The organism is Sphingorhabdus profundilacus (genome assembly GCF_009769755.1).
Classification (GTDB): Bacteria; Pseudomonadota; Alphaproteobacteria; order Sphingomonadales; family Sphingomonadaceae; genus Sphingorhabdus_B; species Sphingorhabdus_B profundilacus.
The window spans coordinates 192,317-218,630 of sequence record NZ_SDWJ01000001.1 but is presented as its reverse complement, the minus strand read 5'-3'; the positions used below and the strand labels follow the sequence as shown (position 1 = coordinate 218,630).

At 57.0% G+C, this 26,314-nt stretch carries 19 protein-coding genes and 1 tRNA gene; 10 read left to right on the top strand and 10 right to left on the bottom strand.

The genetic code is table 11. The features are described from left to right. Nucleotides 1–333: 333 nt before the first annotated feature. From mmsB to EUU23_RS00990, 6 genes are all read right to left on the bottom strand, one after another. Nucleotides 334–1,203, bottom strand: a complete 870-nt coding sequence (gene mmsB, locus EUU23_RS01015; RefSeq protein ID WP_160352281.1) for a 3-hydroxyisobutyrate dehydrogenase — start codon at nt 1,201–1,203, stop codon at nt 334–336. A gap of 5 nt (nt 1,204–1,208) precedes the next feature. After that, nucleotides 1,209–2,705, bottom strand: coding sequence for a CoA-acylating methylmalonate-semialdehyde dehydrogenase (locus EUU23_RS01010; RefSeq protein ID WP_160352280.1), 1,497 nt, complete (start codon nt 2,703–2,705; stop codon nt 1,209–1,211). A gap of 99 nt (nt 2,706–2,804) precedes the next feature. Continuing rightward, nucleotides 2,805–4,040 carry an alpha/beta fold hydrolase gene (locus EUU23_RS01005; RefSeq protein ID WP_246155990.1) on the bottom strand — a complete coding sequence of 412 codons (1,236 nt, stop codon included), beginning with the start codon at nt 4,038–4,040 and terminating at the stop codon, nt 2,805–2,807. 90 nt (nt 4,041–4,130) lie between these two features. Beyond that, nucleotides 4,131–4,568, bottom strand: coding sequence for a hotdog fold thioesterase (locus EUU23_RS01000; RefSeq protein ID WP_160352279.1), 438 nt, complete (start codon nt 4,566–4,568; stop codon nt 4,131–4,133). Between the two features lie 44 nt (nt 4,569–4,612). Beyond that, complete coding sequence (locus EUU23_RS00995; protein ID WP_160352278.1) at nt 4,613–5,644, bottom strand: phytase; 1,032 nt, start codon at nt 5,642–5,644, stop codon at nt 4,613–4,615. Further along, nucleotides 5,644–8,010, bottom strand: coding sequence for a TonB-dependent receptor plug domain-containing protein (locus EUU23_RS00990; RefSeq protein WP_160352277.1), 2,367 nt, complete (start codon nt 8,008–8,010; stop codon nt 5,644–5,646). Before EUU23_RS00990 ends, EUU23_RS00995 begins: the two co-directional genes overlap by 1 nt. A 203-nt stretch (nt 8,011–8,213) precedes the next feature. Here EUU23_RS00990 and EUU23_RS00985 point away from each other — a divergent pair, with 203 nt between their 5' ends. After that, entirely contained in the window at nt 8,214–10,340 is a 2,127-nt protein-coding gene (locus EUU23_RS00985) for an RNA degradosome polyphosphate kinase (protein WP_160352276.1), read from the top strand. Beyond that, nucleotides 10,337–11,803 (top strand): Ppx/GppA family phosphatase, encoded by a 1,467-nt coding sequence (locus tag EUU23_RS00980; RefSeq protein ID WP_160352275.1) that lies wholly within the window; start codon nt 10,337–10,339, stop codon nt 11,801–11,803. Before EUU23_RS00985 ends, EUU23_RS00980 begins: the two co-directional genes overlap by 4 nt. A 261-nt stretch (nt 11,804–12,064) precedes the next feature. On the opposite strand, the gene EUU23_RS00975 is transcribed toward EUU23_RS00980, so the two are convergent. Then, the gene (locus tag EUU23_RS00975) at nt 12,065–13,084 is read right to left on the bottom strand and encodes an aldo/keto reductase (protein ID WP_160352274.1); all 1,020 of its coding nucleotides are present in this window, start codon (nt 13,082–13,084) and stop codon (nt 12,065–12,067) included. 9 nt (nt 13,085–13,093) lie between these two features. After that, on the bottom strand, nt 13,094–14,005 hold the full coding sequence (gene ubiA / locus EUU23_RS00970; RefSeq protein ID WP_160352273.1) for a 4-hydroxybenzoate octaprenyltransferase: 912 nt from the start codon (nt 14,003–14,005) through the stop codon (nt 13,094–13,096). Between the two features lie 93 nt (nt 14,006–14,098). Between ubiA and EUU23_RS00965 the strand changes: the two genes are divergently transcribed. After that, complete coding sequence (locus tag EUU23_RS00965) at nt 14,099–14,839, top strand: 16S rRNA (uracil(1498)-N(3))-methyltransferase (RefSeq protein WP_160352272.1); 741 nt, start codon at nt 14,099–14,101, stop codon at nt 14,837–14,839. Here EUU23_RS00965 and EUU23_RS00960 read toward each other — a convergent pair. Continuing rightward, complete coding sequence (locus tag EUU23_RS00960; protein ID WP_160352271.1) at nt 14,836–16,701, bottom strand: CshA/CshB family fibrillar adhesin-related protein; 1,866 nt, start codon at nt 16,699–16,701, stop codon at nt 14,836–14,838. The two genes, EUU23_RS00965 and EUU23_RS00960, sit on opposite strands and share 4 nt — an antisense overlap. A gap of 193 nt (nt 16,702–16,894) precedes the next feature. Here EUU23_RS00960 and EUU23_RS00955 point away from each other — a divergent pair, with 193 nt between their 5' ends. The 5 genes from EUU23_RS00955 to EUU23_RS00935 all read left to right on the top strand — a co-directional run bounded on the left by EUU23_RS00955 (nt 16,895) and on the right by EUU23_RS00935 (nt 24,152). Beyond that, nucleotides 16,895–18,823 (top strand): proprotein convertase P-domain-containing protein, encoded by a 1,929-nt coding sequence (locus EUU23_RS00955; protein ID WP_160352270.1) that lies wholly within the window; start codon nt 16,895–16,897, stop codon nt 18,821–18,823. 202 nt (nt 18,824–19,025) lie between these two features. Beyond that, nucleotides 19,026–19,958: a proprotein convertase P-domain-containing protein gene (locus EUU23_RS00950; RefSeq protein ID WP_160352269.1), complete on the top strand. Its 933-nt coding sequence runs from the start codon at nt 19,026–19,028 to the stop codon at nt 19,956–19,958. Nucleotides 19,959–20,007: 49 nt separating this feature from the next. Next, on the top strand, nt 20,008–21,381 hold the full coding sequence (locus tag EUU23_RS00945; protein WP_160352268.1) for a glutamate--cysteine ligase: 1,374 nt from the start codon (nt 20,008–20,010) through the stop codon (nt 21,379–21,381). 326 nt (nt 21,382–21,707) lie between these two features. Then, nucleotides 21,708–23,939: a TonB-dependent receptor gene (locus EUU23_RS00940; protein WP_160352267.1), complete on the top strand. Its 2,232-nt coding sequence runs from the start codon at nt 21,708–21,710 to the stop codon at nt 23,937–23,939. 137 nt (nt 23,940–24,076) lie between these two features. Further along, nucleotides 24,077–24,152, top strand: a tRNA-Trp gene (locus tag EUU23_RS00935). Nucleotides 24,153–24,179: 27 nt separating this feature from the next. On the opposite strand, the gene EUU23_RS00930 is transcribed toward EUU23_RS00935, so the two are convergent. After that, on the bottom strand, nt 24,180–25,085 hold the full coding sequence (locus EUU23_RS00930) for a DUF808 domain-containing protein (RefSeq protein ID WP_160352266.1): 906 nt from the start codon (nt 25,083–25,085) through the stop codon (nt 24,180–24,182). A 209-nt stretch (nt 25,086–25,294) separates the two neighbouring features. Here EUU23_RS00930 and secE point away from each other — a divergent pair, with 209 nt between their 5' ends. Together secE and nusG are read left to right on the top strand one after the other, a co-directional pair. Beyond that, the gene (gene secE / locus EUU23_RS00925) at nt 25,295–25,495 is read left to right on the top strand and encodes a preprotein translocase subunit SecE (RefSeq protein WP_158900445.1); all 201 of its coding nucleotides are present in this window, start codon (nt 25,295–25,297) and stop codon (nt 25,493–25,495) included. Nucleotides 25,496–25,522: 27 nt separating this feature from the next. Further along, nucleotides 25,523–26,059 carry a transcription termination/antitermination protein NusG gene (nusG, locus tag EUU23_RS00920; protein ID WP_160352265.1) on the top strand — a complete coding sequence of 179 codons (537 nt, stop codon included), beginning with the start codon at nt 25,523–25,525 and terminating at the stop codon, nt 26,057–26,059. Nucleotides 26,060–26,314: the final 255 nt, after the last annotated feature.

Genomic DNA, 26,314 nt, shown 5'->3' with positions numbered 1-26,314 from the left:
GGGTCCGATAACCCACGCATTAGCCGTGGCGATTTGGCGTTTGTTAATTCGGCTGAAGCTTGGGGGGCGTTTTATCAAAAGTGGAAAACGACCCTTTTCCAACCTGGCCCATACACCAAAAGCCCCGAAAACGCTGATATCTTCACGCCGCTGCGTGAGAAAATATCCTACAAATTTCCCTATATTCCCAATTTCAAAGAATAGCCGCTTCCCCAAAAGGAAAGGACGTGCCGGAATTGGCAGAACAAATCCTACAATTCAACGGTGGCGCAACCAACGCGGTATCAAGACGAACATGTTTCTTCGCCGTGAATAAGTTGTGCGGTTCCAAATTTACAGCGTCTTGATAATCGCCGAAAAATCCAGGCCGCCTGCACCGCTGTCGGCATAGGCTTCATAAAGCGCAGCGGCTTTTTCGCCCATGGGGACATCGGCATCAACAGACTGTGCCGCCGCCATCGCCAGTTTCAGGTCCTTCAGCATCAGCGCCGTGGCAAAGCCGCCCTGATAGTCATTATCGGCCGGGCTTTGCGGGCCGACGCCGGGGACGGGGCAATAGCTGGTCATCGACCAGTTCTGGCCCGATGCCTTCGACGAAATGTCGTAAAAAGTTTGCAGGTCAAGGCCGAGTTTTTCCGCCAGTCTGAATGTCTCGCAAGTCGCAATCATCGATGCGCCCAGCAGCATGTTGTTGCAGATTTTGGCCGCCTGCCCCGCGCCGCTGGTTCCCGCGTGGATGACCGCCTTGCCCATCGCCGACAGGATTGGTTCAGCGCGGGCAAAGGCGTCATCGGTGCCGCCGACCATGAAGGTCAACGTGCCGCCATTGGCCGCCGCGATGCCGCCGGACACAGGGGCATCGACCATCGCATAGCCAGCGCCTACCGCCGCCGCCGTTACCGTGCGTGCGGTGTCCACATCGATGGTGGAGCAATCGAGGAACAGCGCCCCTTGCGGCGCGTGGCCGATGACATCCGTGCGATAGACAACATCGACAATCGCCCCATTGGGCAACATCGACACCACGGCATCGACGCCGGAAACCGCATCCTGCACATTATCAAAAGCAGCACAGCCATTTTCCTTCGCCCGGGCAAGCGCCTCGGGCGACAGGTCGAACGCGCTGACCTCATGCCCTGCTTTCACAAGGTTTGCGGCCATGCCACCGCCCATATTGCCCAGTCCGATAAAGGCTATTTTCATGCGACCTAGCCCATTGTCGGAATGATGAAGGCGTTGGTGCCGTCCGGCGAACCGTCAGGCCAGCGGGCGGTGATCTTCTTGACCTTGGTCCAGAATTTGATGCCCTCCATGCCATATTGGTCGGTGTCGCCAAAGCCCGAGCGTTTCCACCCGCCGAAGCTGTGATAGGCCACGGGCACGGGGATCGGCACGTTGATGCCGACCATGCCGACATTCACCCGCGCCGCAAATTCGCGCGCCGCGTGGCCGTTACGGGTAAAGATCGCAACGCCATTGCCATATTGATGCTTGCTGGGCAGCGCGAGAGCTTCTTCAAAATTCGCGGCGCGCACCATCTGGAGGACGGGGCCGAAGATTTCTTCTTTATAGCTTTCCATGTCGGTGGTGACATGATCGAGCAAGGTAGGTCCGATGAAATAGCCTTCCTCATGGCCTTGCAGCTTGAAGCCCCGGCCATCGACCACGAGTTCCGAACCTTCATCAATGGCGGTCTGGATCCAGCCTTCAACCTTGGCCTTGTGCTGCGCGGTGACAACCGGGCCATAATGCGCGTCGGCATCGGTCGAGATTCCCACGCGCAACGCGGCAATCGCGGGGATCAGCTTGGCCTTCAGCCGCTCGGCTGTATCGTCGCCCACCGGTACGACCACAGGCAACGCCATGCAGCGTTCGCCAGCCGAACCAAAGGCAGCGCCCGTCAGGTCGTTGACCACCTGATCGAGATCGGCGTCGGGCATGACGATGCCGTGGTTCTTCGCGCCGCCCATGGCCTGTATGCGCTTGCCAGCCGCAACACCGCGATTGTAGACATAATGGGCGATGTCCGAAGAGCCGACAAAGCTGACCGCGCTAATGGCCGGATGGTCGAGGATCGCGTCGACCATTTCCTTGTCGCCATGCACGACCTGAAAAATGCCCGCAGGCATGCCTGCTTCCAAAAAGAGTTCCGCCAGACGGTTCGGCACGCTCGGGTCACGTTCCGAAGGCTTCAGGATGAAGGCATTGCCGACGCTGGTCGCCACCGCGCCCATCCACAGCGGGATCATCGCGGGAAAGTTGAACGGCGTAATCCCTGCGCCAATGCCCAAAGGCTGACGCATTGACCAGACATCGATGCCGGGGCCAGCGCCTTGTGTATATTCGCCCTTCATCACATGCGGCAGGCCGCAGCAGAATTCCACAACCTCAAGCCCGCGCTGGATATCGCCCTTGCTGTCGGCGATCACCTTGCCATGTTCGGCGCTCAGCATATGCGCCAGTTCGTCCATATGCTTTTCGATCAGCGCCTTGAAATCAAACATCACGCGGGCGCGGCGCTGCGGGTTCATGGCGGCCCATGCCGGTTGCGCGGCCTGGGCAGCGGCAACGGCAGCATCCAGAACATTGCGGTCACCCAATACAACCCGGGCCTGAACCCCACCATTATTGGGGTCCATGATGTCGGCGAAGCGCGACCCGGGCGAACCAGCGCCACCATTGATGAAATGATCTATTTGCCGCATCTCGACTCTCCTGACAGAATATATTCTCCGCCTTTGGGCCAAACTCATAGTACAGGCAAGAATAGGCTAGCTGAAATATTTCAGCCCGATTGGTAGATTTTAGGTGAAATGCAACCGCCGGTATTTTCCCCGGAAATAGAGCAATGGATCGCGCCTTGGTTCAAAGCTCGCCTTTTCCACCTTGCCGACCAGCAGGAAATGGTCGCCCGCCTCGTGCAAGGCATTGCGGGTGCATTCGAAGATTCCTAGCGAACTGGGCAATATCGGCGCGCCATATTCGCCAACTTCCCAGCGTGTGCCGGCAAAGCGATCCTCGCCCTTGCCTGCGAACAGGTTCGACACCGGTTGCTGGCCGATTTGCAGGACATTGACCGCAAAACTTTGTGCCGATCGTAATGTTTCCGCACTCCCCGCATTATTGGCGATGCATACCAGCAACAATGGCGGGTCGAGCGATACGCTGGTGAAGCTGTTGGCGGTAAGGCCGATCGGTTTCCCATCGGCGTCATGCGCCGTGATGATCGTGATGCCGGTGGCAAAGCACCCCATGGCGTCGCGCAACGTGCGGGCATCGGAACCTGACCGATATTCGGGGATGAAGCGCGGCTGTTTGCGTTCGAGAAAATCGATCAGCAAGCCGTTAAATGCCTCGGTCCGTTCGGCATTGACCAGCAATCCACCGCCGTCGACATTGATCGCTTCGGCATTGGGGAAGGCATCGGCATAGCCGGTGCTATTTTCCGCCCTATGGCCCGACCCCAATGCACCGCGCACAACCAGCACGGGAATATTGATGTGCGGGGCGCTATCCAAAAGGCGTGCCCCCGACCCGTCAACGTCGAAAATGTCCAGCAGACGTTCGTCATAGTCGGGCTTTGCAAGGCCCTGTCCAACCGATGCCGACAGCTCTTCGGCACATGCGCGGACCGATTGGGCGCCGGACTCCGATTGCGGATCGACCAGAATCAGCCCTGACGCCAGCGTTGCGGCATCTTCGGCCAGCGCAGCGGTCGCAATCCAACCGCTGTGCATCGCCGCCACCACCACCGGCCGTGTTCGCATCTGGCCCAACACCGCCCGCAAATCTTCGACATAGGCGTCGAAATCATAGCGGGCGTCAGAAGGCCAGTCGCTGCCGCCATGTCCGCGCAAATCGACGTTAATGACATGGCGTCCGGCTTGTTCCAGCCCGACTGCGACATCTTCCCAGATTTTGCGGGTCTGGCCGAAACCGTGCAATAAAATAATCGAAGGATCATCCGCAGTGCCGATATCGTCCGATTCGAGGCGGATGCCGGCAAATCCTTTGAATTCACGGACATATCTCATCGTCATCTGTCTATTTTCCCAATATTGTCCAGCGGTGTCATCTTGGTGATAGCAGCCTGCCGCCGCAACGGCAATTGCCTCAGGTCGGCTTTTCAATCACGCCCGGTCGGTCGAAATCACCGCCATCGTGATGCGCGAAATGCAGACCAGTTTTCCTGCTTCATCCTCGATACGGATCGACCAGATCTGCGTTGTCCGCCCCATCGATTCCGCCCGTGCGACCGCATACACATAGCCGTCCTTGACCGGACGGATATGGTTGGCATTTATCTCCATGCCGACCACGGCAAATTTGCTTTGGTCAATGGTCATTGCCGCGCCGACCGAGCCGATGGTTTCGGCCAGAACGACCGACGCCCCGCCGTGCAACCGTCCATAAGGCTGCTTGGTGCGTTCATCGACCGGCATCCGCGCCTTGATCCAGTCATCGCCAAAGTCGATAAATTCGATGCCGAGATAGCCCGGCATAGATTTATCACCATTTGCGGTGAGGGATTTCAGGTCGAGCGTATCATTGAACCAGATTTTTGTCATTCGCTGCAATTAACCCGCAGGCCCGCTATTGCAACCCGGTCTTTTCACAAGCCCAATGCGGCAACCACATCGGCCCAGTTGACCAGCTTGAAATTCTGGGTCTGCGGCAGATTGTCGCCATCTTGCACCACAAAAAGCCCGCCCGGAAAATCAGGTCCGAAATCGCCCAGCATCAATTCGATGCCATCGGTTTCCTGAACGCCGTCAATGGCCCCGTCGGTGATGCGAAAGCGACCGACATAGCTGGCTTGCGGCAATTTATAGACCGCATAAGCATTGTCACCCTGACTGGACACGATGACATAGCCGCCGTCTACTCCAGCAGGCGACAGCGCCACGCCTTCGGCATCCATGACAATTTCCTTGCCATCCGCCTTGGCCAAAGCCGTCGCGGTGACTGGCCCGTCGGGCGATGCATCAAATTTCCACAGGCCGACATCTTCTTCGGCGACATACAAAACGCCGGTGCGGTCATCGGCGACGCATCCTTCGGACTGGGTCCCCAATTTCATGCTGCGAACGACTTTACCGGCGGGGACCGGGCCGGTCAGATCCATCGCGACCTGGTCGATGCGGCCATCTTTCATCACGACAAAACCGAACAGTGCCTTGTCCGATGCACGTCGCCACAGGCACATGCCATAGGCTTCGCCCGGTCCGACCGCTATGCTGCCCAGCGGCACCAGTTGTTTTGCAACCGTATCCAGCCGGAACAGCGCCATTTTGGCATTGGCGATATCCTGCCGGTCACTGGCCGCGACCAATACACCACTGGCCCCGCCCAGATCACGTAGATCGACGTTGTTCAGCCGGGGTGACGGCGCGGAGTGAAGCTTTGACCCTTTCAGGTCATAGACATGGATCGCCGCCCGCTTGTCGGTGGCGACGATCAGGCTTTCCGCCGGATTGGCCGCATTGCGCCAGATCGCCGGATCATCGGCGGCATCGTCCATCGACGCAACCGGCTGGGTTTCAACCTTGGCCGAAACGGTCGCGGTTGTGAGCGGGCTCATAACCGGTTGCGGGGTGGCGCAACCGGCGACGAGCAATGGCAATGCCCAAATGACCTGACGCATCAGAATGCGTACCGCGCCATGATCTGGAAGACCGGGCCTGCTTCTTCGGTTTCCAGTTCAAATTCATCGAAATCGCGGTCTAGCTGTTCATCAATCGTGTTGAACTTGTTAAACACCTCATCCTTTGACCCGTTGAGCAGGTTTGACCCCACCGCGCGAATAGTCAGCCTGTTGCCGAAACGCTTTTCAATGAAGATTTCCAGATCGGCACCATAGGTTGTGGTGATTTCTTCGCCGACAATCCGGTCAAACGCGCCACCCTGTTTGCGATAGGTTGCGCCGAATGCGACGCCAGCCGATGGAATGTCCTGAATGAAGCCAGCATTGTAAACATATTTGGATTGGCCGTTGAAACGGCGGGTTCCGCCAAAATCGGTGATGTCGCTGTCAAGGAACGACAGGTTGCCGAACACGCCCGTGTCGGGCAAGCCCAGAAAGCCGAGGTCGGTCGACAGGTCAAATTCAATCCCGTACACCTCGCCATCGCCGGTGTTTCGTGGCTGTAGCACAAAAGTACCTGGCCCTTCCGACCCCTCCACACCGGTATTTGCGACCTCGATCAGGTCTTTGATCTTGCGATAGAACAGGTTGACGCCGATCACACCGGTGCGGCCAAGACGCTGTTCATAACCAAGATCGCCGCCCCATGATGTTTCGGGACGAAGCGCGGGATTACCGAGCAAATCATTGTCTCCCAATTCCGCCTCAAGCAGTGCAGGCGATAGGAAATCAAGGCGCGGGCGACGATTGGTACGTGCCGCCGAAGCCGTGATGCGGCCACCGCTGCCAACCTCGATCTTTACCGAAGCCGACGGCAACAGGAACGAATAGTCATTTTCCTGAACCGCAGAAGCGGCCGGAACTGTGAGGTCATTGATAGCAAAGTCGGTGGTTTCATAGCGCACACCGGCGACCCAGCTCAGGCTACCCGATTTTCCTTCGACTTCCGCGAACAGGTCACGCCGGTCTTCTTCGATTGTATTCAGGCTGCCGGGCGTGAATAGCGGCACACCAAAGGGACGGGCGAATTCTTCGGGGTTGCGGCCAAACTGGTCATATGCGCGATCAGCCGCTGTCAGGTTGAAGCGGTCACGGATGGACAGGATGCTGGTGTCGCGATCCTTGTTCTGGGCAAATCCGCCGATGGCAAGTTCAATATCCGCGCCCAGTTTGAACACATGTTCCAGGCCGACCGACAATTCCTTGTCGACAATATCAAGATCAGTCAAATCGCCGGTAAAGCGCGGTGTTGACCGGTCAAAGTCAATTTCGAATTCGGTTTCGTCCTGCTTGTCGGAAAAGCGTGAATAGCCGACTTTCAACTTGGTAACGCCTGCCGACCATTCCTGCTCCAGCTTGCTGGCAATGCTGTAGCTTTCCTGCTTGATGCTGTTGAAGTTGGCATTGTCGGTCAGCAGATTTCCGGCGACCGGCGTGGTCCGCACAGGACCAGTGAGCGCCGTCGGGTCGTCATATTCAAACGAGCGTTCATCCTCGATACGGTCAGTGCGGACATAATAGCCGCTCAGTTCAAAATCGGTGGTTTCGCCGTCAATGTCATAGGTGGCGTTGAACGCGTAATCGGTGCCATCGCGGGTATCGGTCTGGTCTTCGCGATTGTCAAAATCATCGGTTTCAAAATTCGGATTATTTTCTGGCGAATCGCCGAAACGCAGGCTCTTTTTCAGCTTCGGGTTATACCGCCCCTGAATATTCCCGCCGATGAGAATACGGCCCGGTCCAAGCGCACCGCCGTAAACCAGACCAAGGCTTGGTTTCACTTCGCCATCGTCAAAGCGCAGCACGCCCATGCGGACATAGCCGCCTTCAAGTTGATAACCATCGCGCAGAACGATGTTCAACGTGCCTGCAACAGCATCGCCCGTGCGACGTGCCGACGACGAACGGATGATTTCTACCTGTTTGATGAGTTCGGCCGGAATGCGGTCGAGGAAAAAGCTGCGGTCTGCATTTGAACCGGGGACTTTTTCGCCGTTGATGAGTATCTGGGTATAGCCCGGCTCCAGCCCGCGCAACCGTGCGCCGTCGCTTTCGATCACATCGGACAGAAAGGTTACCGAGGGAACGCGTTTGAGTGCATCACCGGCTGTCAAAGGTTCAAAGCGTTGGAAATAGTCGGCGTCATACACCAGAACGGGTTCGACGGCTTCGCTGCGGTTGCGATAGGTAATCTGACCTTGGACCACAATTTCGTTCGAGGTCGAAATTTCACCGTCTCGCGACTGATCATCGTCCGCAGGGGCGGCCTGCGCCATAACAGCCGACGGTAAAATCGTCAGCAAGGCGGCCCCGCTAAGCATGGACAATTTGAACAAATTTGTTGATGTATTTGAACGCTTTTGCATTGGATAGCCCCTGGTAAAATCATGTTTCTCAAGGGTGCATTAGGCAAGGTGTGTGACATGCTTGCGTGGCTTCAATGACAATTAAATGCCACTAAAATTACAATTTTGGTGCATAAACGCCGTAAAAACGTAATGTTTCCGTGGCACCGCGCAGCAAAGTATTTGGAAGGACAAATTTTGTGAATCCCGCCCCAGGTTTAAGCATGATCGAGCAACAGAAAAACCTGGCCTCCAGCCGCTATTTCAATCGTGAGCTTTCCTGGCTGAAATTTAACGAGCGCGTCCTTGAAGAAGCCGCCAATCCCGCCCACCCGCTTTTGGAGAGGCTGCGTTTCCTTTCGATTTCCGGCACCAACCTCGATGAATTTTTCATGGTCCGTGTGGCCGGTTTGCGGGGGCAGCAGCAACGGCGGATCGAGGAACTCTCCATCGATGGCCGCACCCCGTCGGAACAGCTTTCCGAAACCGTTGCCGCTGCCGATGCGTTGATGGCCCAGCAACAGAAATTGTGGAAGAAACTGATCAAGGAATTGTCGGCCGAAGGCATAAAGGTCGTCGAACCCGCCGCCATCGGTAAAACCCATCAGGCCGAAGTCGAACGCTATTTCCGCGAACAGATATTGCCGGTGCTAACGCCGCAGGCGCTGGACCCGGCCCATCCCTTTCCCTTCATTCCCAATCAGGGCATCAGCCTGATTTTCGACATGCGCCGCAAGGATGATGGCGAAGTTGTCCGGCAACTGGTGATGATACCATCATCGCTGCGCCGCTTCGTCCGTCTGCCGGGTGCCGGAACCCGCTTTGTTACGATCGAAGATTTGATCCGCCATTTTGTAGGGCAGATGTTCCCCGACTATCTGTTGATCGCGGCAGGTGCATTCCGCGTGATCCGCGACAGCGATATAGAGGTGGAGGAAGAGGCCGAAGATCTCGTCCGCTATTTCCGCAGCGCGATCAAAAGGCGGCGTCGGGGAAAGATTATCCGGCTGAAACTGGAAAAAGGCTTGCCGCTGGAACTGTCGACGTTGATTCGCAACGAATTGGGTGCAGGGTCATCACTGGTCGCTGAAACCGTTGGCTTCCTTGGCATCGGGGACCTTGCCCAACTGGTGGACGAAGACCGCCCCTCGCTCAAATTCCCGCCCTATTCGCCGCGCTTTCCCGAACGCATATTGGAACATGATGGCGATTGCTTTGCCGCGATCCGTCAAAAAGATATCGTCATCCACCACCCTTATGAGAGCTTCGACGTCGTTCTGGCCTTTTTACAGCAGGCGGCGCTCGACCCCGATGTGGTCGCCATCAAACAGACGCTGTACCGCGCAGGCAAGCAATCAGCCGTCATTCGCGCTTTGTGCGAAGCTGCGGAAGCCGGCAAGTCAGTGACGGCCATTGTCGAGCTGAAAGCACGCTTTGACGAGGAGCAGAATCTCCACTGGGCCTCGCAACTGGAAAATAGCGGGGTTCAGGTCGTCTATGGCTTTGTCGACATGAAAACGCATGCCAAAATCTCGCTGGTTGTTCGCCGTGAAGCCGATGGTTTTCGCACCTATTGCCATTTGGGCACGGGCAATTACCACCCGATCACCGCCAAGATTTATACCGACATCAGTTTCTTCACCGCCGACCCTCGTGTCGGCCATGATGCGGGCCAGATCTTCAACTATATCACCGGCTATATTCCGCCGAGCGACCTGAAATTACTGACCATGAGCCCGCTGGGTTTGCGCGAAAAGGTAATGGCGTTGATCGATCAGGAAATTGCCAATGTGCAGGCGGGGAAACCCGGCGCAGTGTGGGCAAAACTGAATTCACTGGTCGACAAGGCGGTCATAGACAAATTGTACGAAGCCAGCGAAGCCGGAGTGGAAATCGATCTGGTCGTGCGCGGCATTTGCTGCCTTCGCCCTGGCGTCAAAGGCATGTCGTCGCGCATCCGTGTAAAATCCGTGGTCGGACGCTTTTTGGAACATAGCCGTATCTGGGCGATGGGCAATGGTGCCGACTTGCCCAATCCCAAGGCAAAGGTCTTTATTTCGTCCGCTGACTGGATGTCGCGCAACTTTGACCGGCGCGTCGAATATATGCTGCCGATTGAAAACCCGACAGTCCATGACCAGATTTTAGATCAGGTTATGGTTGCAAACCTGCTCGACAATCAGCAAAGCTGGATGCTGCGGTCGGATGGCCGGTACGAAAGGGTCAAGGCAGGCGATATGCCGTTCAATCTGCACCATTATTTCATGACCAACGCATCGCTGTCGGGTCGCGGCGGCGCTTTGGCCGATGACAAAAAGGTGCCGACGTTAAACCTTGTCCGGCGGAGATGAAATCGGTCCGTCAGGCCGTGATCGATATCGGCTCCAATACAGTTCGCCTTGTCGTCTATGCCGGTCTGCCGCGTGCGCCGATGCCGATCTATAACGAAAAAAGCCGTGTCGCTCTGGGTGCATGCCTTGCTGGCGACGGGATCATAAACGCAGCAACAATGAAAAAGGCGCTGGCCGCCTTGGCGCGGTTTGAAACACTCGCACGGTCCATGAAAGTCGACACGTTGCGCGTGGTGGCGACCGCAGCAACACGCGAAGCAAAGAACGGAGCGCAACTGGTCGAAAGCGCGGCGGCACTGGGCATCCGGGTCGAGGTGCTCGACGGCGAAACCGAGGCAACGGCTGCCGGCCTTGGTGTGGTCAGCGATAATCCGCATGCCAACGGCTATGTCGGAGATCTGGGCGGGGGCAGCCTTGAACTGATCCGCGTGGCGGATGGCAAATTGGGTGATCGCATATCATTGCCGCTGGGTACGTTGCGCCATGCGGTGCTGAAAGGCAAAACCACCAAGCAGATAACCCAGATGCTGCGCGACGATATCGCGGCGATAAAAGGCGAAGACGGCTTTCCAATCGAGAGCGGTTTGCCCTTTTACATGATCGGAGGATCATGGCGTTCATTTGCACGCCTGCACATGCACGATGTCGGATATCCGCTGACCATCCTGTCCAATTACCAAATGCCATCCGACGCGCCGATGCGGTTAATGCCGCTGGTTAATGATGCGACGGCGTTGGCCCAGACCAAAGTCGTTGCTTCGGCGCGTATCGCTGCATTACCGGGGGCGACGGCGCTTTTGTCTGGCGTTGTCCGCCTGTTGGAACCAAGCGAGTTGGTCACCAGTATTTACGGCTTGCGTGAGGGATTGCTGTTCGACCAGCTTTCCGATGCCGAGCGGCGGGAGGACCCGCTGATTGCCGCGACCCGCTTTGAAGGCGAACGCCTCGCCCGCTTCCCCTTTCATGGCGATGCGCTGGCCGACTGGATTGCCCCCGTGTTCGCCGGACAGAGCGATGGCGACGCCCGGCTGTGCCGTGCCGCCTGCCTGCTGTCGGACAGCGTGTGGAATGTGAACCCCGAATATCGCGCCGACCACGCGCTTGATCTGGCGCTCGACGGAAATTGGCCGGGTGTCGTCGCCAGCGACCGTGCCATCATCGCCGCCGCCCTCTGGACGGTCCATGCAGGCAAGCGGACGCTGCCGGAAATGCTGGCCAATCTCGCCAAGCCCGGCGCGCTGGCGCAGGCGGTGATCTGGGGCTTGGCGATCCGTCTGGCGCAGCGGCTCGACGGTGGTACCGGACGCGCCTTGTCGGACAGTCGGATCGAAGGCGACGACGCCATATTACGCCTGCGGCTGAGCGGTCAGGCAACACGGCTGCGCTCCAACTCGGTCCAGCGCCGGTTGCAGGCATTGGCCGAAGCCTTGGGCTATGGTCGTTCGGAGATTGTGACGGGCTGATCGGGCTGATACCACTGAATGAGAAGCCGTCGTTGCCATCGAAATAATACACACCGTCACCCTGAACTTGTTTCAGGGTCCATCTTTAAGCGGCAAACCTTCTGTGAAAGAGAACGCAACCGTGCGTTGCCGTCTGGCTTGTCACCGAGGGCGTAGGAACAGGCTGAGGAATAGACCCTGAAACAAGTTCAGGGTGACGAAGCGCGTAAGGTAAAGGGAGTATCCGCTTGGTAAGCGTCCCGATCGGGACGCTCCCAACCACTACCCCATTGGGTACAAAATTTCCTTCGTAACCTTGTGCACCGCCGACATCACTTCCTTGCTCAACTTCAGGTCAATCGCTGCGAAAATCTCGTCGAGTTGATCCTCGCGGCTGACCCCCACGATGGTCGAGGCAACAAAGTCATTCTGCTTTGACCAAGCCGTCGCCAAGGTGATGGGCGACATGCCCGCTTCTTTCGCGATGGCGACGATCCGCGCCGTAGATTCCAGCGCCCTTGGCCCTGCAAACCGTTGCGCCATTTCAAACTGGCGTTCCCCTTGCATTTCCAGATAGCGGGAAAAACGCGCGCCTTCAGGACGCTGGTTGTCGAGATATTTTCCTGACAAAACACCGCCACCCAAGGGGGAATAGGGCAGCAACGACACGCCTTCCTGACGGCAGACCTGCTTCAGTTCATCTTCGAAACGGCGGTTGTTGATCGAATAATTATTCTGGATCGTGTGGTACCGCGCCGTGCCCAGCCGTTCCGACGTCGCCAGCGACTTCATCAGGCCATAGCTGGTTTCATTCGAGCACCCCAGCACGCGCACTTTTCCGGCGCGGACCAACTCGTCGAGCGTTTCCATGGTTTCGTCATAGGCGGTGTCATGGTCGGGCCAATGGGTTTGGTAGAGGTCGATATAGTCGGTCTGCAACCGGCGCAGACTGTCTTCGACAGCGACGGTGATGTTATGCCGGTCCAGCGCCGTCATGCCGCCGCGCTTGGGGGATTTGAACCACACATGGCTGGGGCCGGACACCTTGGTCGCCATGATGATCGCGTCGCGATTCTTGCCCTTCATCCAGCGCCCGACAATTTCCTCGGTTCGGCCGACCCATTTGATGTCGGGTGGAACAGGATAGCCCTCTGCGGTGTCAAAAAAGTTGATTCCGGCATCGAGGCATTTGTCCAATATGCGGTGCGCCTCTGCCTCTTCGGTTTGCGATCCGAAGGTCATTGTTCCCATGCAGATGTCGGAAACAACAACGGCGCTTTTTCCCAAACGACGATGTTCCATATTACTCTCCTAAAAAGTCCCTGCGGCCCCTACGACCAGAAAGGCCAAAGCCGCGAACAGCCCGGCCATCCGGTTCGACCTAAAATGGTCGAGCGCATTGCTGCCATCATTCTTGAGTGAAAAAACTTGCAGCATCAAGTGAATAGCAACAGGTGCTAAAGCAACCAGCGCCTGTTTTTCCGGACGGATGCTCCAGATCGCCAAGCCCCAACCGGTGAGCGCCAGCGTGTAGAAGAACGCGACGCCGCTGCGGATATATCCGCCCAGACGCAAGGCGCTCGACTTGATGCCGACCAGCGCGTCATCTTCACGATCCTGTATGGCATAGACGGTGTCGTAGCCGATGACCCAGCAGATCGTTCCGGCATACAGCCAGCCCATCGCAGCGTCGGCCTGCCCGGTGATCGCAACCCAGCCGACCGGCGCGCCCCAACTGAACACCAGTCCGAGCCAAAGTTGCGGCCACCATGTTATCCGCTTCATGAAAGGATAGGCCGCGACAAGCGCGAGACTGGCCAGGGCAACAAGTTGCGCCTCCCACCGGATCTGCATGAGCACGGCGAGACCGACAAGGCACAGGGTGAGCAACCACGCCCATGCCGCCTTCACGCTGACCGCGCCGCTCGGCAAAGGCCGCAGCGCGGTGCGCGCGACCTGCGCGTCGAGGTCGCGGTCGACAATGTCGTTATACACGCACCCGGCGCCACGCATCGCAATAGCGCCGAGCAGCATCCATAGGGCCAAATCCCACTGGGCAATCAATCCGCCCGATAGCGCCAGTCCATAAACGCAAGGCCAGAACAGCAGCCACCAGCCAATCGGCCGGTCAAAACGGGCCAGCAAGGCAAAGGCGCGAAGCCATGGAGGCAACAGGCCCATGAAGCCGCTATATTCACTGTCCGGAACCGTTTGAATCGCCATGGCACCGCTCTGCACAAAAATCCGCCCGTCGTCACGCCGAACTTGTTCCAAAAGCAGGATGACGCGCGGTCTATTTGGGGTTAGGGAACCGTCATGCCCGCAACCCCCGCCTGGCCCCCGAAATCCACCCCGCGCCTGTTTGTCGAACAGCCGCTTGCCGAAGGGCAGGATGTCGCCGTGTCCGGCGGCGCGGCGCATTATCTGATCGGGGTGATGCGGTTGAAAGTGGACGCGCCTGTCGTCCTGTTCGATGATCAAACTGGCGAATATCTCGCCCATGTAGCGAGCGCGGGGAAGCGCGACCTGACCCTGCACGTGGCGCAACGCTTGCGCCTGCGCGAGGCGGTGCCCGATATCTGGCTGTGCCAGGCGCTGGTCAAAAAGGACCGGTTTGACTGGATCGCGGAGAAAGCCTGCGAGCTGGGCGCGGCGCGCTTTGTGCCCTTGCTGACGGCGCGATGCGTCGTGGACAAGGTCAAGGAAGACCGCCTGCGCGCGCATATGATCGAGGCGGCCGAACAGTGCGAGCGGACGGCCCTGCCTGAGATTGCGCCGCTGGCAAAACTCGATGCCCTGCTGCGCGGCTGGTCGGCGGAACGCGCGCTCTATTTCTGTGACGAGCGCGGGGGCGTGCCGTTCGGATCAGCCATCAAGGCCGGGCCAGCCGCGCTGCTGATCGGGCCGGAGGGTGGCTTTACCGACGCGGAGAATAGCGCCATTCGCGGGCATCCGGCGGCAGTCGCCGTGTCGCTTGGCCCGCGGATTTTGCGCGCCGATACGGCGGCGGTGGCGGCGCTATCGGTCTGGATGGCGGCGCAGGGCGATTGGGGTTAGTTCAGGCGCCCGACGAATGAGATTGAGAAGCTTGACGGGCCGGTCGTTCCGGCACCTTGCATCGACCCGACGGGCGCGAAGCGGAATGCGCGGACGGCGGCGTTATAGCCGCTGCCCAATGACGCCGTAAAGGGCGCGCTTCCCGTATTGGAATAGCTCACCATAGTGCTCTGGTTAAACGCATTGAGGTTGCTGACGCGCGTGCCTTCGGTGAAGGTAAAGGGCGTCGATGCATCGAGCGTGAAATTCGGCGGAAAGGCATCAACAATGACAATGCTGTTCGCGTCCACCGACAAATTGCCGGTATTCTGGACGGTGATGGTGTAGCGCACAATTGCGCCCGGAACTGATTTGGGGTTCGCGGTGCTGACACCGTCAGACACGATCGTCGATGTTTTCGACACGATCAATGTGGCGTTTCCTGACAGTCGCGTGTTGGTTACAACGCAACTGATGATGTCACCCAAGACCGGCGTGATATTGGCAGGAACGGTCGTCGGGAAAGTTGTCGTCACTCCGTTCGTCGCGTTTGTACACGCAAGTGTGGACGTATATTGTGTCAGGCTGCCCGGTCCCGACATGATTTCATCCAATGTATAGGTTGTCCCCGGCGTGACCTGAACCAAGCCGGTATTCCCGCCAGTCACCGTCGTACCTGTGCCCGTAGTCGTTGCGGAAGCCACAACGGTCGATGCCTGGTTGATGCGAACGGTAAACTGGTCGGTGCTGAACCGCCGCCCACCGGTCCCGAGCGCCTTGCTGATCTGGATATGCGGAAAGGCAGCGTTATTGAACACGCAAATCACGGCATCGCCGAACTGCAACGCGCCGAAATTATAACTGGTGGTCAGCAGATTATTGGGCAGCGGTGTTGTCGAACTTGTCGTCGTATTTGTGCAGGTCAGCAGACTTGCATATTTCGCCAATGTGCTGACACTGCCCGGTGCCATTGCCTCGGACAGGGTCAACGGAATGCCCGACGCCAGCGAGAGGGGCGTCGCGGAGAAGGGGCCGTTTCCGGTCCCGGTCGTGGTGCCGGTTGCCAATGTGGTGCCCGACGATGTTGCCGACACGCGAAAGGTGAACTGGTCCGCCGCGTTGACGCGCGCGCCGGTAATGGTTTTGCGTAGGCGGATAGAGGCAAAACGGACCGCAAACATCGCGCCTTGCAGACCGCCAGCCGCCATGTTGGTGGTGACCGTGGTCGGGCTGTTTGATCCGACAATATATCCCCCGACCGTTCCGGACACACCTGTTTCGGTAAAGGTTGACGTGCCGGTACCCGAGATAAGCGGATAGGTGCTGCCGCTGATCGGGTTGACCTGATCCAGTATCTGCCACCCCGAGCCATTGGTTATGAACTGCAAATTCTCGCCATCATTGGTGGATTCCGCATCGGCTGCCACAAAGGAATAGGCGGTAACCGCAGGCGCTCCGGGCGGCGGGGTAATCGTGATCCCCGAAAAGGTGATCGACTTGTTTCCTGCCGAAGAAGTATAGAGCACGGGCCGCCCCGGTATGCCCAGAAAGGCCGTGTTACCGACGGCGGCCCCTGTCCATGATGGCGCGGCGATCGAGCCGAACGCCGTGGCGGTTGTTGGTGTTACCTTCAAGTTGAAAGAAAGCGTCGAGCCATCGTTCAGGTTGAAGGAAAAATTCTGCCCCGCTGCCGAACGCGCCGTTGCATCATTATAGGTCGAAAAATCCAGCCAGCAGTAGGTTTCCCAACCCTGCGGCGCGGTGCCTTGCGACGTCGCAGGCGCACAGCTCTGCGCCTGGGCGGACGTAGATCCCAACCCGATAAACGCGGCGAACATCATCGCCAATAAAAGCCGAAGCCGGTTGATTGTAGCTTTATGCAATTGCGGTCCTGGTCGTAACGCGTGCGACCATTTTTACCGCGATGAGGTTAACGATCGGTAATAATGTTAACCGCCACCCAAAATTTATAGAATTTTACAAATTAGAAGCGCGCAATTCCGCTGCTATTTATCATTAATTAAATTCTTTCCATTACCCCTTCCCGATGACTTTGGGACCAAAGCGAAATTGAAAATGGGGTCGCTTTCATTTGTAAAGGCAGCTTTGCTGCGGATTATCGCACCTTTTGCGGCGGTGATCTTTGCGGTATTTTTGTTGCCGACATTGGCACTTGCCCAGACGGTTACCCAGTACAGCAACACCATTACCGGCAATATCGTCGATTCCACCAATTGTTCGACCACAGTCACGCGGACGTTCAGTGTTGGCACCAGTTTCACATTATCCGATGTCGATTTGGGCGTGTTGCTCAGCCACACATATCGGTCCGACCTTCGCATAACATTGACGTCACCTGCCGGAACGACCGTCCAGATTATGACCAATACAGGTGCTGCTGCGGACAACCTTAATGTTCTATATGACGATGAAGCAGCGGCTGCGATCAGCAGCCATACGAGCAACGATACCACAGGGGCGGTCCCGCCCTATCAACGGACTTTCCGCCCGACGTCGATATTGAACGCATTTGATGGACAGAATGCGCTTGGCAACTGGACGATGGTAATATGCGATTCGATCGCAGCCGATATCGGCACGTTCATGCGCGCGGACCTGTATCTCACACAAGCTCCGGCCAATTATGCAGATTTATCGCTCGCAAAAACAGTCAGCAATGCAACGCCTGCCAGTGGCAATGCCATTTCTTACACATTATCCGCAACCAATTCAGCCAGTTCGCCTTCTGCGGCGTCAGGCGTAACCGTTCGGGACGTTTTACCTTTCGGTGTTACTTTTGTAAGTGCGACTGGATTTGGTAGTTACAACAGCTCAACCGGTATCTGGACAGTCGGCAGCATTCCGGTCGGCACCACCCGAACGCTGACCATCAACGTTACGATCACCGCCGGTCTCGGCACCACCATCCAGAATGACGCGGAGATCAGCGCGTCGTCGATCACCGATCTCGATTCCATACCGGGAAACAACTCCACAAATGAAGATGACGACGCGGAGGTCAGTTTTACCACGACCGGAACGCGAACCGCCGGAACGCCGCCTACACTATTCTGTCCCAATGGCACGACATTGCTTGACTGGAACGCGCAAAGCTGGACCAGCGGCAGTCCGACCGGAACCGCCAATGTGGCCAATATCGGCACCATCGGATTTAATGTCACCACGCAAGGTACGTTCACCATCCCCTTGCAACTCAACGCGACGATCACGGGCGGGACGACAGGCCAGAATTCGCTGTACCAGAATGTTGAATATACAAGCCGGACGCAAACGACGACAACGGTGGTCACTCTGCCGACCGCTGTCCCCGGTACACAGTTTACGATCTTTGACGTCGACTACGCACCCAATGACTTTGCCGACAAGATGACGATTACCGGCAGTTACAACGGCGCGTCGGTTACTCCAACGCTAACAAATGGCATAACCAACTACGTCTTCGGTAATGTCGCCATCGGCGATGTGACGGCGTCAGACACGACCAATCAGGGCACGGTCGTGGCGACATTTTCATCGCCGGTCGATACGATCACCATTGTCTATGGCAACCACACGACGGCCCCAGCCGATCCCGACGGGCAAGCCATCGCCATCAACGATTTCACCTTTTGCAACCCGCAGACCGCGCTAAGTGTCACGAAGCTCAGCAACGTGGTGGGCGACGGTGTCAGCGGCAGCAATCCCAAGTCCGTTCCCGGTGCCATTGTTCGCTATTGCGTGCTCGTTTCCAATTCGGGCAGTGCCACCAGCAGCAACGTCGTGGCCACCGACAGCATTCCGGCCAACCTGACGTTCGTTCCCGGCAGCTTGCTCTCTGGCACATCCTGCGCGGCAGCAGCGACGGCAGAGGATGACAATAATAGCGGCGGGGATGAAACCGACCCGTTCGGTATGGATTTTGCCGGGAATGTCGTGACCGGCCGGGCCGCATCGCTTGGGCCTGCGGCAAGTTTTGCGATGGTGTTCAACGCGACGGTCAATTAAGTTGCGCCAAATACTTCCGTTCGCGTTGAATGGCCGTGTCCTTGTTTTCGTCGAAAGTAAAAAGGGAAAAAGGAAGAAGAAGGAGAGCGCCTGCATGGCAATGGCGGGCTCCATGGCCTTGAAAGATTTAGCCATTCTTCCTTCCTAACGCCGTTAAAAAAAGTCGTGGAAAAACCAGTCAAATGTCTGCTAATATATAACTATGGTTATATATGGCGACAGGATAATCTGGCGATGGCTTCGCACGGTTTTTTTTGCCATGGCCTTGTGGGCGGGTTGGTCCAGCCCCGGCTTTGCACAGACTGTGATCAGTTATACCAATAGCGTAGACGGTAATATTTCCGAAACTTTGACCCCATGTGCGAACCCGCTAAACCGCATAATCAATGTACCCGAAATCTATACAATTGCCGACATCAATATCGGGGTATTGATCGGGCATGCGCGGCGGAACAATTTGATCATAACGCTGACGTCGCCTGCCGGAACCAGTGTAACCTTGTTTCGCAATACCGGTGGGACACGCAGTAATCTCAATGTACTTTTCGACAGTGCAATTCCGACTTCGGTGAACACGCATTCCGCCGCGAACGATACGGCGGCGGCAGGGACGGTAGCGCCTCCGTTTCAACGCAGCTTTTCGCCTGTCCAAAGCTTGAACACGTTTAATGGCGAAAATGCGAACGGCAATTGGACATTGAGTATTTGCGATAATGTGGCCGCAAACACCGGGACATTCTTCCAATCCACTTTATCGATCATTCCGTTGCGCGCTACGCTCAGCGTCACAAAAATTAGTGTGGCGCAATTTGACTTTGTAAGTGCCACGAACCCGAAATCCGTTCCAGGCGCGCGCGTCCGTTATTGCATCACTATTTCCAACGATGGCCCGGGTCTGGCAACGACGATCTCAGGGACCGACATCATCCCGCCCAACACAAGCTATGTACCGAATTCATTACGCTCGGGTACCGACTGCGCCAGTACGTTAACTGCAGAAGATGATGACGCCGTGGGTGCCGACGAATCCGACCCGATGGGTGCCTCGGTCTCCGGATCCGTACTTTCGCTTTCGGCTCCGACAATGGCGAACGCCGCCAGCTTTGCTCTGGCCTTTCTTGTCACCGTCAACTGACGCGATGAAATTACTGGCAATACAGCCGCGACATTTCTAAACCCGCGTCATGAGCACAAAAACAGTTTCGAATCGCAACGAACCCGTCATCGAGAGCCGCGATCAACTCGTTGCAGCGATCGCCAAGGGGGAAAAACCCAAGGACCGCTGGCGCATCGGGACCGAGCATGAGAAATTCGTTTATTGCCGCAAAAATTTCAACGCCCCTACCTATGACGAACCCGGCGGCATTCGTGACTTGTTGATGGCGTTGACCGAATATGGCTGGACCCCGGTGATGGAGGGCGGAAATGTCATTGCCCTGACCGGCCCGGATGGAGCCGTCAGCCTTGAACCTGCAGGACAATTGGAACTGTCCGGGGCGCCGCTTGAAAATCTGCACCAGACCTGCGCGGAAACCGGACGGCATCTCAAACAGGTCAAGGCCATTGGCGAGAAAACCGGCAAAGGCTTTTTGGGCATGGGCCTTTGGCCAGACAAGACGCGGGCCGAGTTACCCATCATGCCCAAGGGCCGTTATGAAATCATGCTGCGCCATATGCCGCGTGTCGGCAGCATGGGTCTTGATATGATGCTGCGAACCTGCACCATTCAGGTCAATCTCGACTTTTCGAGCGAGGCTGACATGGCGCATAAATTCCGCACCTCTTTGGCGCTGCAACCACTGGCGACCGCATTGTTTGCAAATTCCCCTTTTCTGGAAGGAAAGCCCAACGGTTTCCTTTCCTATCGCAGCCATATCTGGTCCGACACCGACCCGCATCGCACCGGCATGTTACCGTTCGTATTTGACGACAGTTTCGGCTATGAACGCTATGTCGATTATATGCTGAATGTACCGATGTATTTCGTCTATCGTGACGGCAAATATATCGATGCATCGGGCCTCGATTTCAAAGATTTCCTGAAAGGCGAATTGGCCGTTCTACCGGGTGAAAAACCGACCGTCAGCGATTGGGAAGACCATATGTCGACCGCTTTCCCCGAGGTCCGGTTGAAAAGCTTTCTCGAAATGCGCGGGGCCGACGGTGGCCCATGGAACCGCATCTGCGCGCTGCCCGCCTTCTGGGTTGGCCTGTTGTACGATCAAGGTGCGCTCGACGCGGCGTGGGATGAGGTCAAGCACTGGTCGATGGATGAACGCGAAGCCTTGCGCTCTGCCGTTCCCGCACAGGGCCTGAATGCCGCGCTTCCCGGCGGAGGCAAATTGCTCGACCTGGCCGGGCGTATTCTCGACATTTCTTCCGCAGGGCTCGCCGCGCGCAATTGCCTGAACAGCAGCGGCGACAATGAAACCGGTTTTCTCGATCCCCTGCGCGAAATTGTGGCATCGGGCAAAACCATGTCAGAGCAGCTGCTAGACCGCTACCACGGCGAATGGGGCGGCGATATCCGCCGGATTTATGACGAGATGAGCTTTTAGGAAACTCCGCTCTCCTCCCCGTCACCCTACTCCCCTCCCGCAGGCGGGAGGGGTTGGGGGAGGGTGAGTCGGAGAGGTTGCAAGGCGCGCCCGCGGCGCGCCCCCTCCCCTAGCCCCTCCCGCAGGCGGGAGGGGGAGATCAAGTCCGTCTCATGAATAACCGCCATCCTGAACTTGTTTCGGTGCAAAACTGCCACAGGCGACGCAAAAACGTCACAGATTTGCAATGCAGAGTTGACCCTTTTGCCGGGAAGAATGATGGCGGCGATAACGGGACCAAAAGTGCCCCGATTCTCTATCGACCCACTGACATTCAGGGAGTTTCCATGCGTACTTTCCGTTCAACCCTTACATCTGGCGTTGCCATTGCAATTGCCTCGACCAGTTTTCTTATCGCGCCGGCTTATGGCCAGAATGAAGCCGCCGAAGAAGGCGGACTCAGCGAAATCGTCGTCACCGCGCAGCGCCGTGAAGAAAATTTGCAGGATGTGCCCTTGTCGGTCGATGTGGTTTCAGGTGAGAAGCTTGACGCGATAAACGCAGGTGGCGGCGACATTCGCGCCTTTGCAGGTCGCGTCCCTAGCCTGAATATCGAAAGCTCGTTCGGACGTACTTTCCCGCGTTTTTATATTCGCGGCCTTGGCAATACCGATTTTGACCTGAACGCCTCGCAACCAGTCAGTCTGGTGTATGACGATGTCGTTCTTGAAAACCCGATCCTGAAAGGCTTTCCCGTTTTCGATATAGAACGGGTCGAAGTCTTGCGCGGTCCTCAGGGCACATTATTCGGTCGCAACACACCGGCTGGTATCGTGAAGTTCGATAGCGTGCGTCCCGACAAGGATGGCGGCTATGCCAAAGCAAGCTATGGCCGGTTCAACTCGCTGTCGCTCGAAGGCGCAGCAGGCGGGAAATTGTCGGATGCATTTTCGGCCCGTCTTTCAGGCACCTATCAGCGGCGCAGCGACTGGGTCGACAATATCGATGCCCCCGGTGAAAATAATCTCGAAGGCTATGAAGACCTCGCACTGCGCTTGCAGCTTCAATATGCGCCGACCGACGCCATTAAACTGCGCGTAACTGGCCAATATCGGGACTTTGATGGTACAGCCCGCGTATTCCGTGCCAATGTGTTTGCCCCAGGTACCAACAATCTGGTCGGATTGGGCGGCGTGAACACCCCGTTCCGTCGTGATCAAGTTCGCGCCGATGGCCTGAATTTCCAGAAGCTGAAATTGTACAGCATCGCCAGCACGTTTGAATATGATTTCGGCCCTGCGACACTGACATCGGTGACATCCTGGTGGAGCGGTAAATATTCCAGCCGTGGCGATATCGACGGTGGCGTCCCTGCTGGTCCCGGATTTATTCCCTTTTCGGCAAACTCGCAGGATGATGTTCCTGATCTTGACCAGCTAACACAAGAAGTACGCATCTCGTCGAACAATGACGAAGGCCTGAAATATCAAGCCGGGGTGTTCTACTTTGACGAAAGCCTCGCCATCGCTTCGTTCAACTTCAGCACACCCACCGGCACAAGCCCAAGCGTAACTGCATTGCAGCAGCAGGATTCAAAGGCCTGGGGCATATTTGGTTCGTTGACCTATCCACTGACCGAGCAGCTCTCGCTGACGGCCGGTCTGCGGTATAATGACGACAAGCGTCGTCTTGACGTTGGTCGGGGCGGTTTCTTCGGCGCCATCGGCACTGGCCTTGCCAAGGTGCAGGACAACAACCTGACCTGGGATATCAGCGCCACCTATGAAGCGTCGGATGCGGTGAACCTTTATGCCCGCGTGGCCAAGGGCTATCGCGCACCGTCGATCCAGGGCCGTGCGCTGTTCGTGTTCACCACGGTTCAGGACGCGATCAGCACCGCTGATTCCGAAACCATCATGTCTTACGAAGCCGGAATCAAGACGCAGTTTTCCAACCGCGTCCGCTTCAACCTGTCGGCGTTCAAATATGATCTGAACAATGCCCAATTGACCGCAGTTGGCGGGGCAAGCAACGCGGCGCGCCTGATCAATGTGGACAATGTTGCCGGTTACGGATTTGAAGCGGAACTGGAAGCACGCCCCATCGATAATCTCAGCCTGACCGCAGGTATCAGCTATAACAGCGCCGAAATCGACGACACGAATGCGTTCATTACGGGATGCGGTGGCGGATGCACCGTAACCGATCCGGCCCGTCCGGCGAGCCCCGGCATTTTCTCGATCGACGGCAACCAGTTGCCGCAGGCGCCCAAATGGTCGATCAACTGGACCGCTGGCTATGGTGTTCCTGTCGGAAATGGCGAAATTTATGCCTTCACGGACTGGGCCTATCGCTCCAAAGTCAATTTCTTCCTCTACACCTCGGAAGAATTTAATGATGACAGCATGTTGGAAGGCGGCCTGCGTGTCGGCTATCGCACCGACCGTTTCGATGTCGCAGGCTTTGTCCGCAACATCACCAACGACACATCAGCCGTCGGCGGTATCGACTTCAACAACCTGACCGGTTTCGTCAACGAACCGCGGATCTACGGCTTGGAAGCGTCGATCAAATTCTGATTAGGGGTTGGGGGCTGTCCCTTAGGGACTGTCCCCAACACATAGGTCGCAAGCGGCACATTGATACTTGCCCCGCCACGCCAACAGCGTTAAGGGCGCATCTCTTCGCGGCATTGTTCAGTCAATGGGTGAAGTGCAGGAGTTTAGCTCAGTTGGTAGAGCATCGGTCTCCAAAACCGAGGGTCGTGGGTTCGAGTCCCCCAACTCCTGCCATTTCCTCTCATGGATAATGGTCGGGTCTCAATTCCCTTTCGCACCCGAAACCTTGTGGTGCACCCATACGATAATGGCACCCAGCGCAAGGCCGAACACACCGCATAACGCTGCATCGACGAACCAAGCCAGCGCGCCTTTGTGCAGTCCGGCATATTCGGCCGGGTGGACGCCAAAGCCGTGGATAACAATCTGCCCGCCGACCCACAACATCGCCGCCGTACCCACGGTGGAAAGCACCGCCAGCAATTTGGGCATACCGCGGACCAGCGCGCGGCCGATTGCGCGGGTCACGCCAAGTCTGCGTTTTGCCATATTAAGGCCGATATCATCCATTTTTACGATCAGGCCGACGACGCCATAAACCGCGATCGTAATCGCCACAGCCACCACCGCCAGGGTCGCCGCCTCCAGCCAGACCGAGGTTTCGGCCAATTGCTTCACTTCGTTAAGGGCGATGGCCATGATTTCGGCGGAAAGAATGAAGTCGGTACGCACCGCGCCTTTGACCATGATTTGCTCATGCTCCGCACTGGTCAGCTCGGCCACTTCTTCGGCCAGGCTTTCCTCTTCATGTGGACTCAGCTTCTCCAGAACCTTTTCCGCCCCTTCAAAACATAGATAGGCCCCGCCCAGCATCAGCAACGGCGTAATCGCCCACGGCAGAAAGAGGCTGAGCAGCAATGCCACCGGCAGGATAATCACCAATTTGTTAAACAGCGACCCCTTCGCAATGCGCCAGATGATGGGCAATTCTCGGTCCGGGGTAAAGCCTGTCACATATTGAGGGGTAACGGCGGTATCGTCGATCACCACGCCGGCCGCCTTGCTGCTCGCCTTGCCAGCGGCGGCGGCGACATCGTCCACAGAGGCCGCGGCAACTTTGGTAATGGTGGCAATATCATCGAGTAAGGCAGCAAGACCGGAGGGCATGGGCAAGAAATTCCTGTTGGGATGTACGCAGCCGGAGATAGCCAAACGCACCGATAGTTCAAGGCTGTTCCGAAAACCAAATCCCCTTGCCTCGACGCGAATCTGTGGCTAAAGGCCTAGTCTTTCCGAAATCGGAACCTATATCGCTCTCGACCCCGCCGGTCGGAGCGCTGGCGGCTACCCTCGGAAGTGAAACAGGAAGACAGAATATGGCAAAGACAAGCCCCGGTGAATTCATCCGTCAGGTGCGGACCGAAATCGGCAAGGTAGTATGGCCCACAAGGCAGGAAACTGTGCAGACCGCGATCATGGTGCTGATCATGACGATCATACTTGCCTTCTTCTTCCTGGGTGTCGACGCGGTCTTTGCCGCGATTGTGAAGGGGCTGCTGTCGCTGGCCCAAGGCTAAGCGCGGCAAGAGAAAAGAATAGAAGATATGGCACGCTGGTACATCATTCACGCTTATTCGGGTTTTGAAAACAAGGTCCGTGACCAGATACTCGCCGAAGCAGAGCGCATTGGCCTCTCGCAACTGGTCGAAGCCGTCGAGGTTCCGACCGAACAGGTCACCGAAGTGCGCCGTGGCAAGAAGATCAAGGCGGAACGCAAATTCTTCCCGGGCTATGTTCTCGCCAAGCTGAACATGAATGACGATGTCTATCACCTTGTCAAAAACACACCCAAGGTCACCGGATTTTTGGGCGCGGGCAACAAGCCGCAGCCGATCAGCGAAGCCGAAGCCGCCCGCATTCTGAACACCAAGCAGGAACTCGAATCCGCACCGAAAAAGCGTGTTTCGGTCGACTATGAAATCGGCGATCAGGTCAAGGTATTGGGCGGACCGTTCGCCAGCTTCAACGGCTTGGTCGAGGAACTCGATTTCGACAAGAACCGCGTCAAGGTTTCGGTATCGATCTTCGGCCGCGCCACACCGGTCGAACTGGACTTCGAAGAAGTTGAACTGATGAAGTGACGGGCGCGGGGAACCGTCACCCTGAACTTGTTTCAGGGTCCATTTCTCCTCTCTGCTCTTCGATCTGTTTGGCACGATAGACCCTGAAACAAGTTCAGGGTGACGAGTTTGTTGATTTAAGCGTCGTGTTAGACTATGCGCGCCCCTTCCCCGATAAGAATCAGGGAAAAACCGTGCGGGAGGCTCTCTTCGGATTGCCGTTTGACCGCTTAATTTGATCCGTCAATGCGCGCGCGCAACGGCGGAGAAAGAATG

What these genes read in the sequence shown, in the direction of transcription:
- EUU23_RS00940 (WP_160352267.1), top strand. Translation starts at nt 21,708, where the DNA reads ATGCGTACTTTCCGTTCAACCCTTACATCTGGCGTTGCCATTGCAATT.
- EUU23_RS00965 (WP_160352272.1), top strand. Translation starts at nt 14,099, where the DNA reads ATGCCCGCAACCCCCGCCTGGCCCCCGAAATCCACCCCGCGCCTGTTT.
- EUU23_RS01010 (WP_160352280.1), bottom strand. Translation starts at nt 2,705, where the DNA reads ATGCGGCAAATAGATCATTTCATCAATGGTGGCGCTGGTTCGCCCGGG.
- EUU23_RS00975 (WP_160352274.1), bottom strand. Translation starts at nt 13,084, where the DNA reads ATGGAACATCGTCGTTTGGGAAAAAGCGCCGTTGTTGTTTCCGACATC.
- EUU23_RS00980 (WP_160352275.1), top strand. Translation starts at nt 10,337, where the DNA reads ATGAAATCGGTCCGTCAGGCCGTGATCGATATCGGCTCCAATACAGTT.
- nusG (WP_160352265.1), top strand. Translation starts at nt 25,523, where the DNA reads ATGGCACGCTGGTACATCATTCACGCTTATTCGGGTTTTGAAAACAAG.
- EUU23_RS00990 (WP_160352277.1), bottom strand. Translation starts at nt 8,010, where the DNA reads ATGCAAAAGCGTTCAAATACATCAACAAATTTGTTCAAATTGTCCATG.
- ubiA (WP_160352273.1), bottom strand. Translation starts at nt 14,005, where the DNA reads ATGGCGATTCAAACGGTTCCGGACAGTGAATATAGCGGCTTCATGGGC.
- EUU23_RS01005 (WP_246155990.1), bottom strand. Translation starts at nt 4,040, where the DNA reads ATGACGATGAGATATGTCCGTGAATTCAAAGGATTTGCCGGCATCCGC.
- EUU23_RS00945 (WP_160352268.1), top strand. Translation starts at nt 20,008, where the DNA reads ATGAGCACAAAAACAGTTTCGAATCGCAACGAACCCGTCATCGAGAGC.
- EUU23_RS01000 (WP_160352279.1), bottom strand. Translation starts at nt 4,568, where the DNA reads ATGACAAAAATCTGGTTCAATGATACGCTCGACCTGAAATCCCTCACC.
- EUU23_RS00995 (WP_160352278.1), bottom strand. Translation starts at nt 5,644, where the DNA reads ATGCGTCAGGTCATTTGGGCATTGCCATTGCTCGTCGCCGGTTGCGCC.
- EUU23_RS00955 (WP_160352270.1), top strand. Translation starts at nt 16,895, where the DNA reads ATGGGGTCGCTTTCATTTGTAAAGGCAGCTTTGCTGCGGATTATCGCA.
- EUU23_RS00930 (WP_160352266.1), bottom strand. Translation starts at nt 25,085, where the DNA reads ATGCCCTCCGGTCTTGCTGCCTTACTCGATGATATTGCCACCATTACC.
- EUU23_RS00950 (WP_160352269.1), top strand. Translation starts at nt 19,026, where the DNA reads ATGGTTATATATGGCGACAGGATAATCTGGCGATGGCTTCGCACGGTT.
- mmsB (WP_160352281.1), bottom strand. Translation starts at nt 1,203, where the DNA reads ATGAAAATAGCCTTTATCGGACTGGGCAATATGGGCGGTGGCATGGCC.
- EUU23_RS00985 (WP_160352276.1), top strand. Translation starts at nt 8,214, where the DNA reads ATGATCGAGCAACAGAAAAACCTGGCCTCCAGCCGCTATTTCAATCGT.
- secE (WP_158900445.1), top strand. Translation starts at nt 25,295, where the DNA reads ATGGCAAAGACAAGCCCCGGTGAATTCATCCGTCAGGTGCGGACCGAA.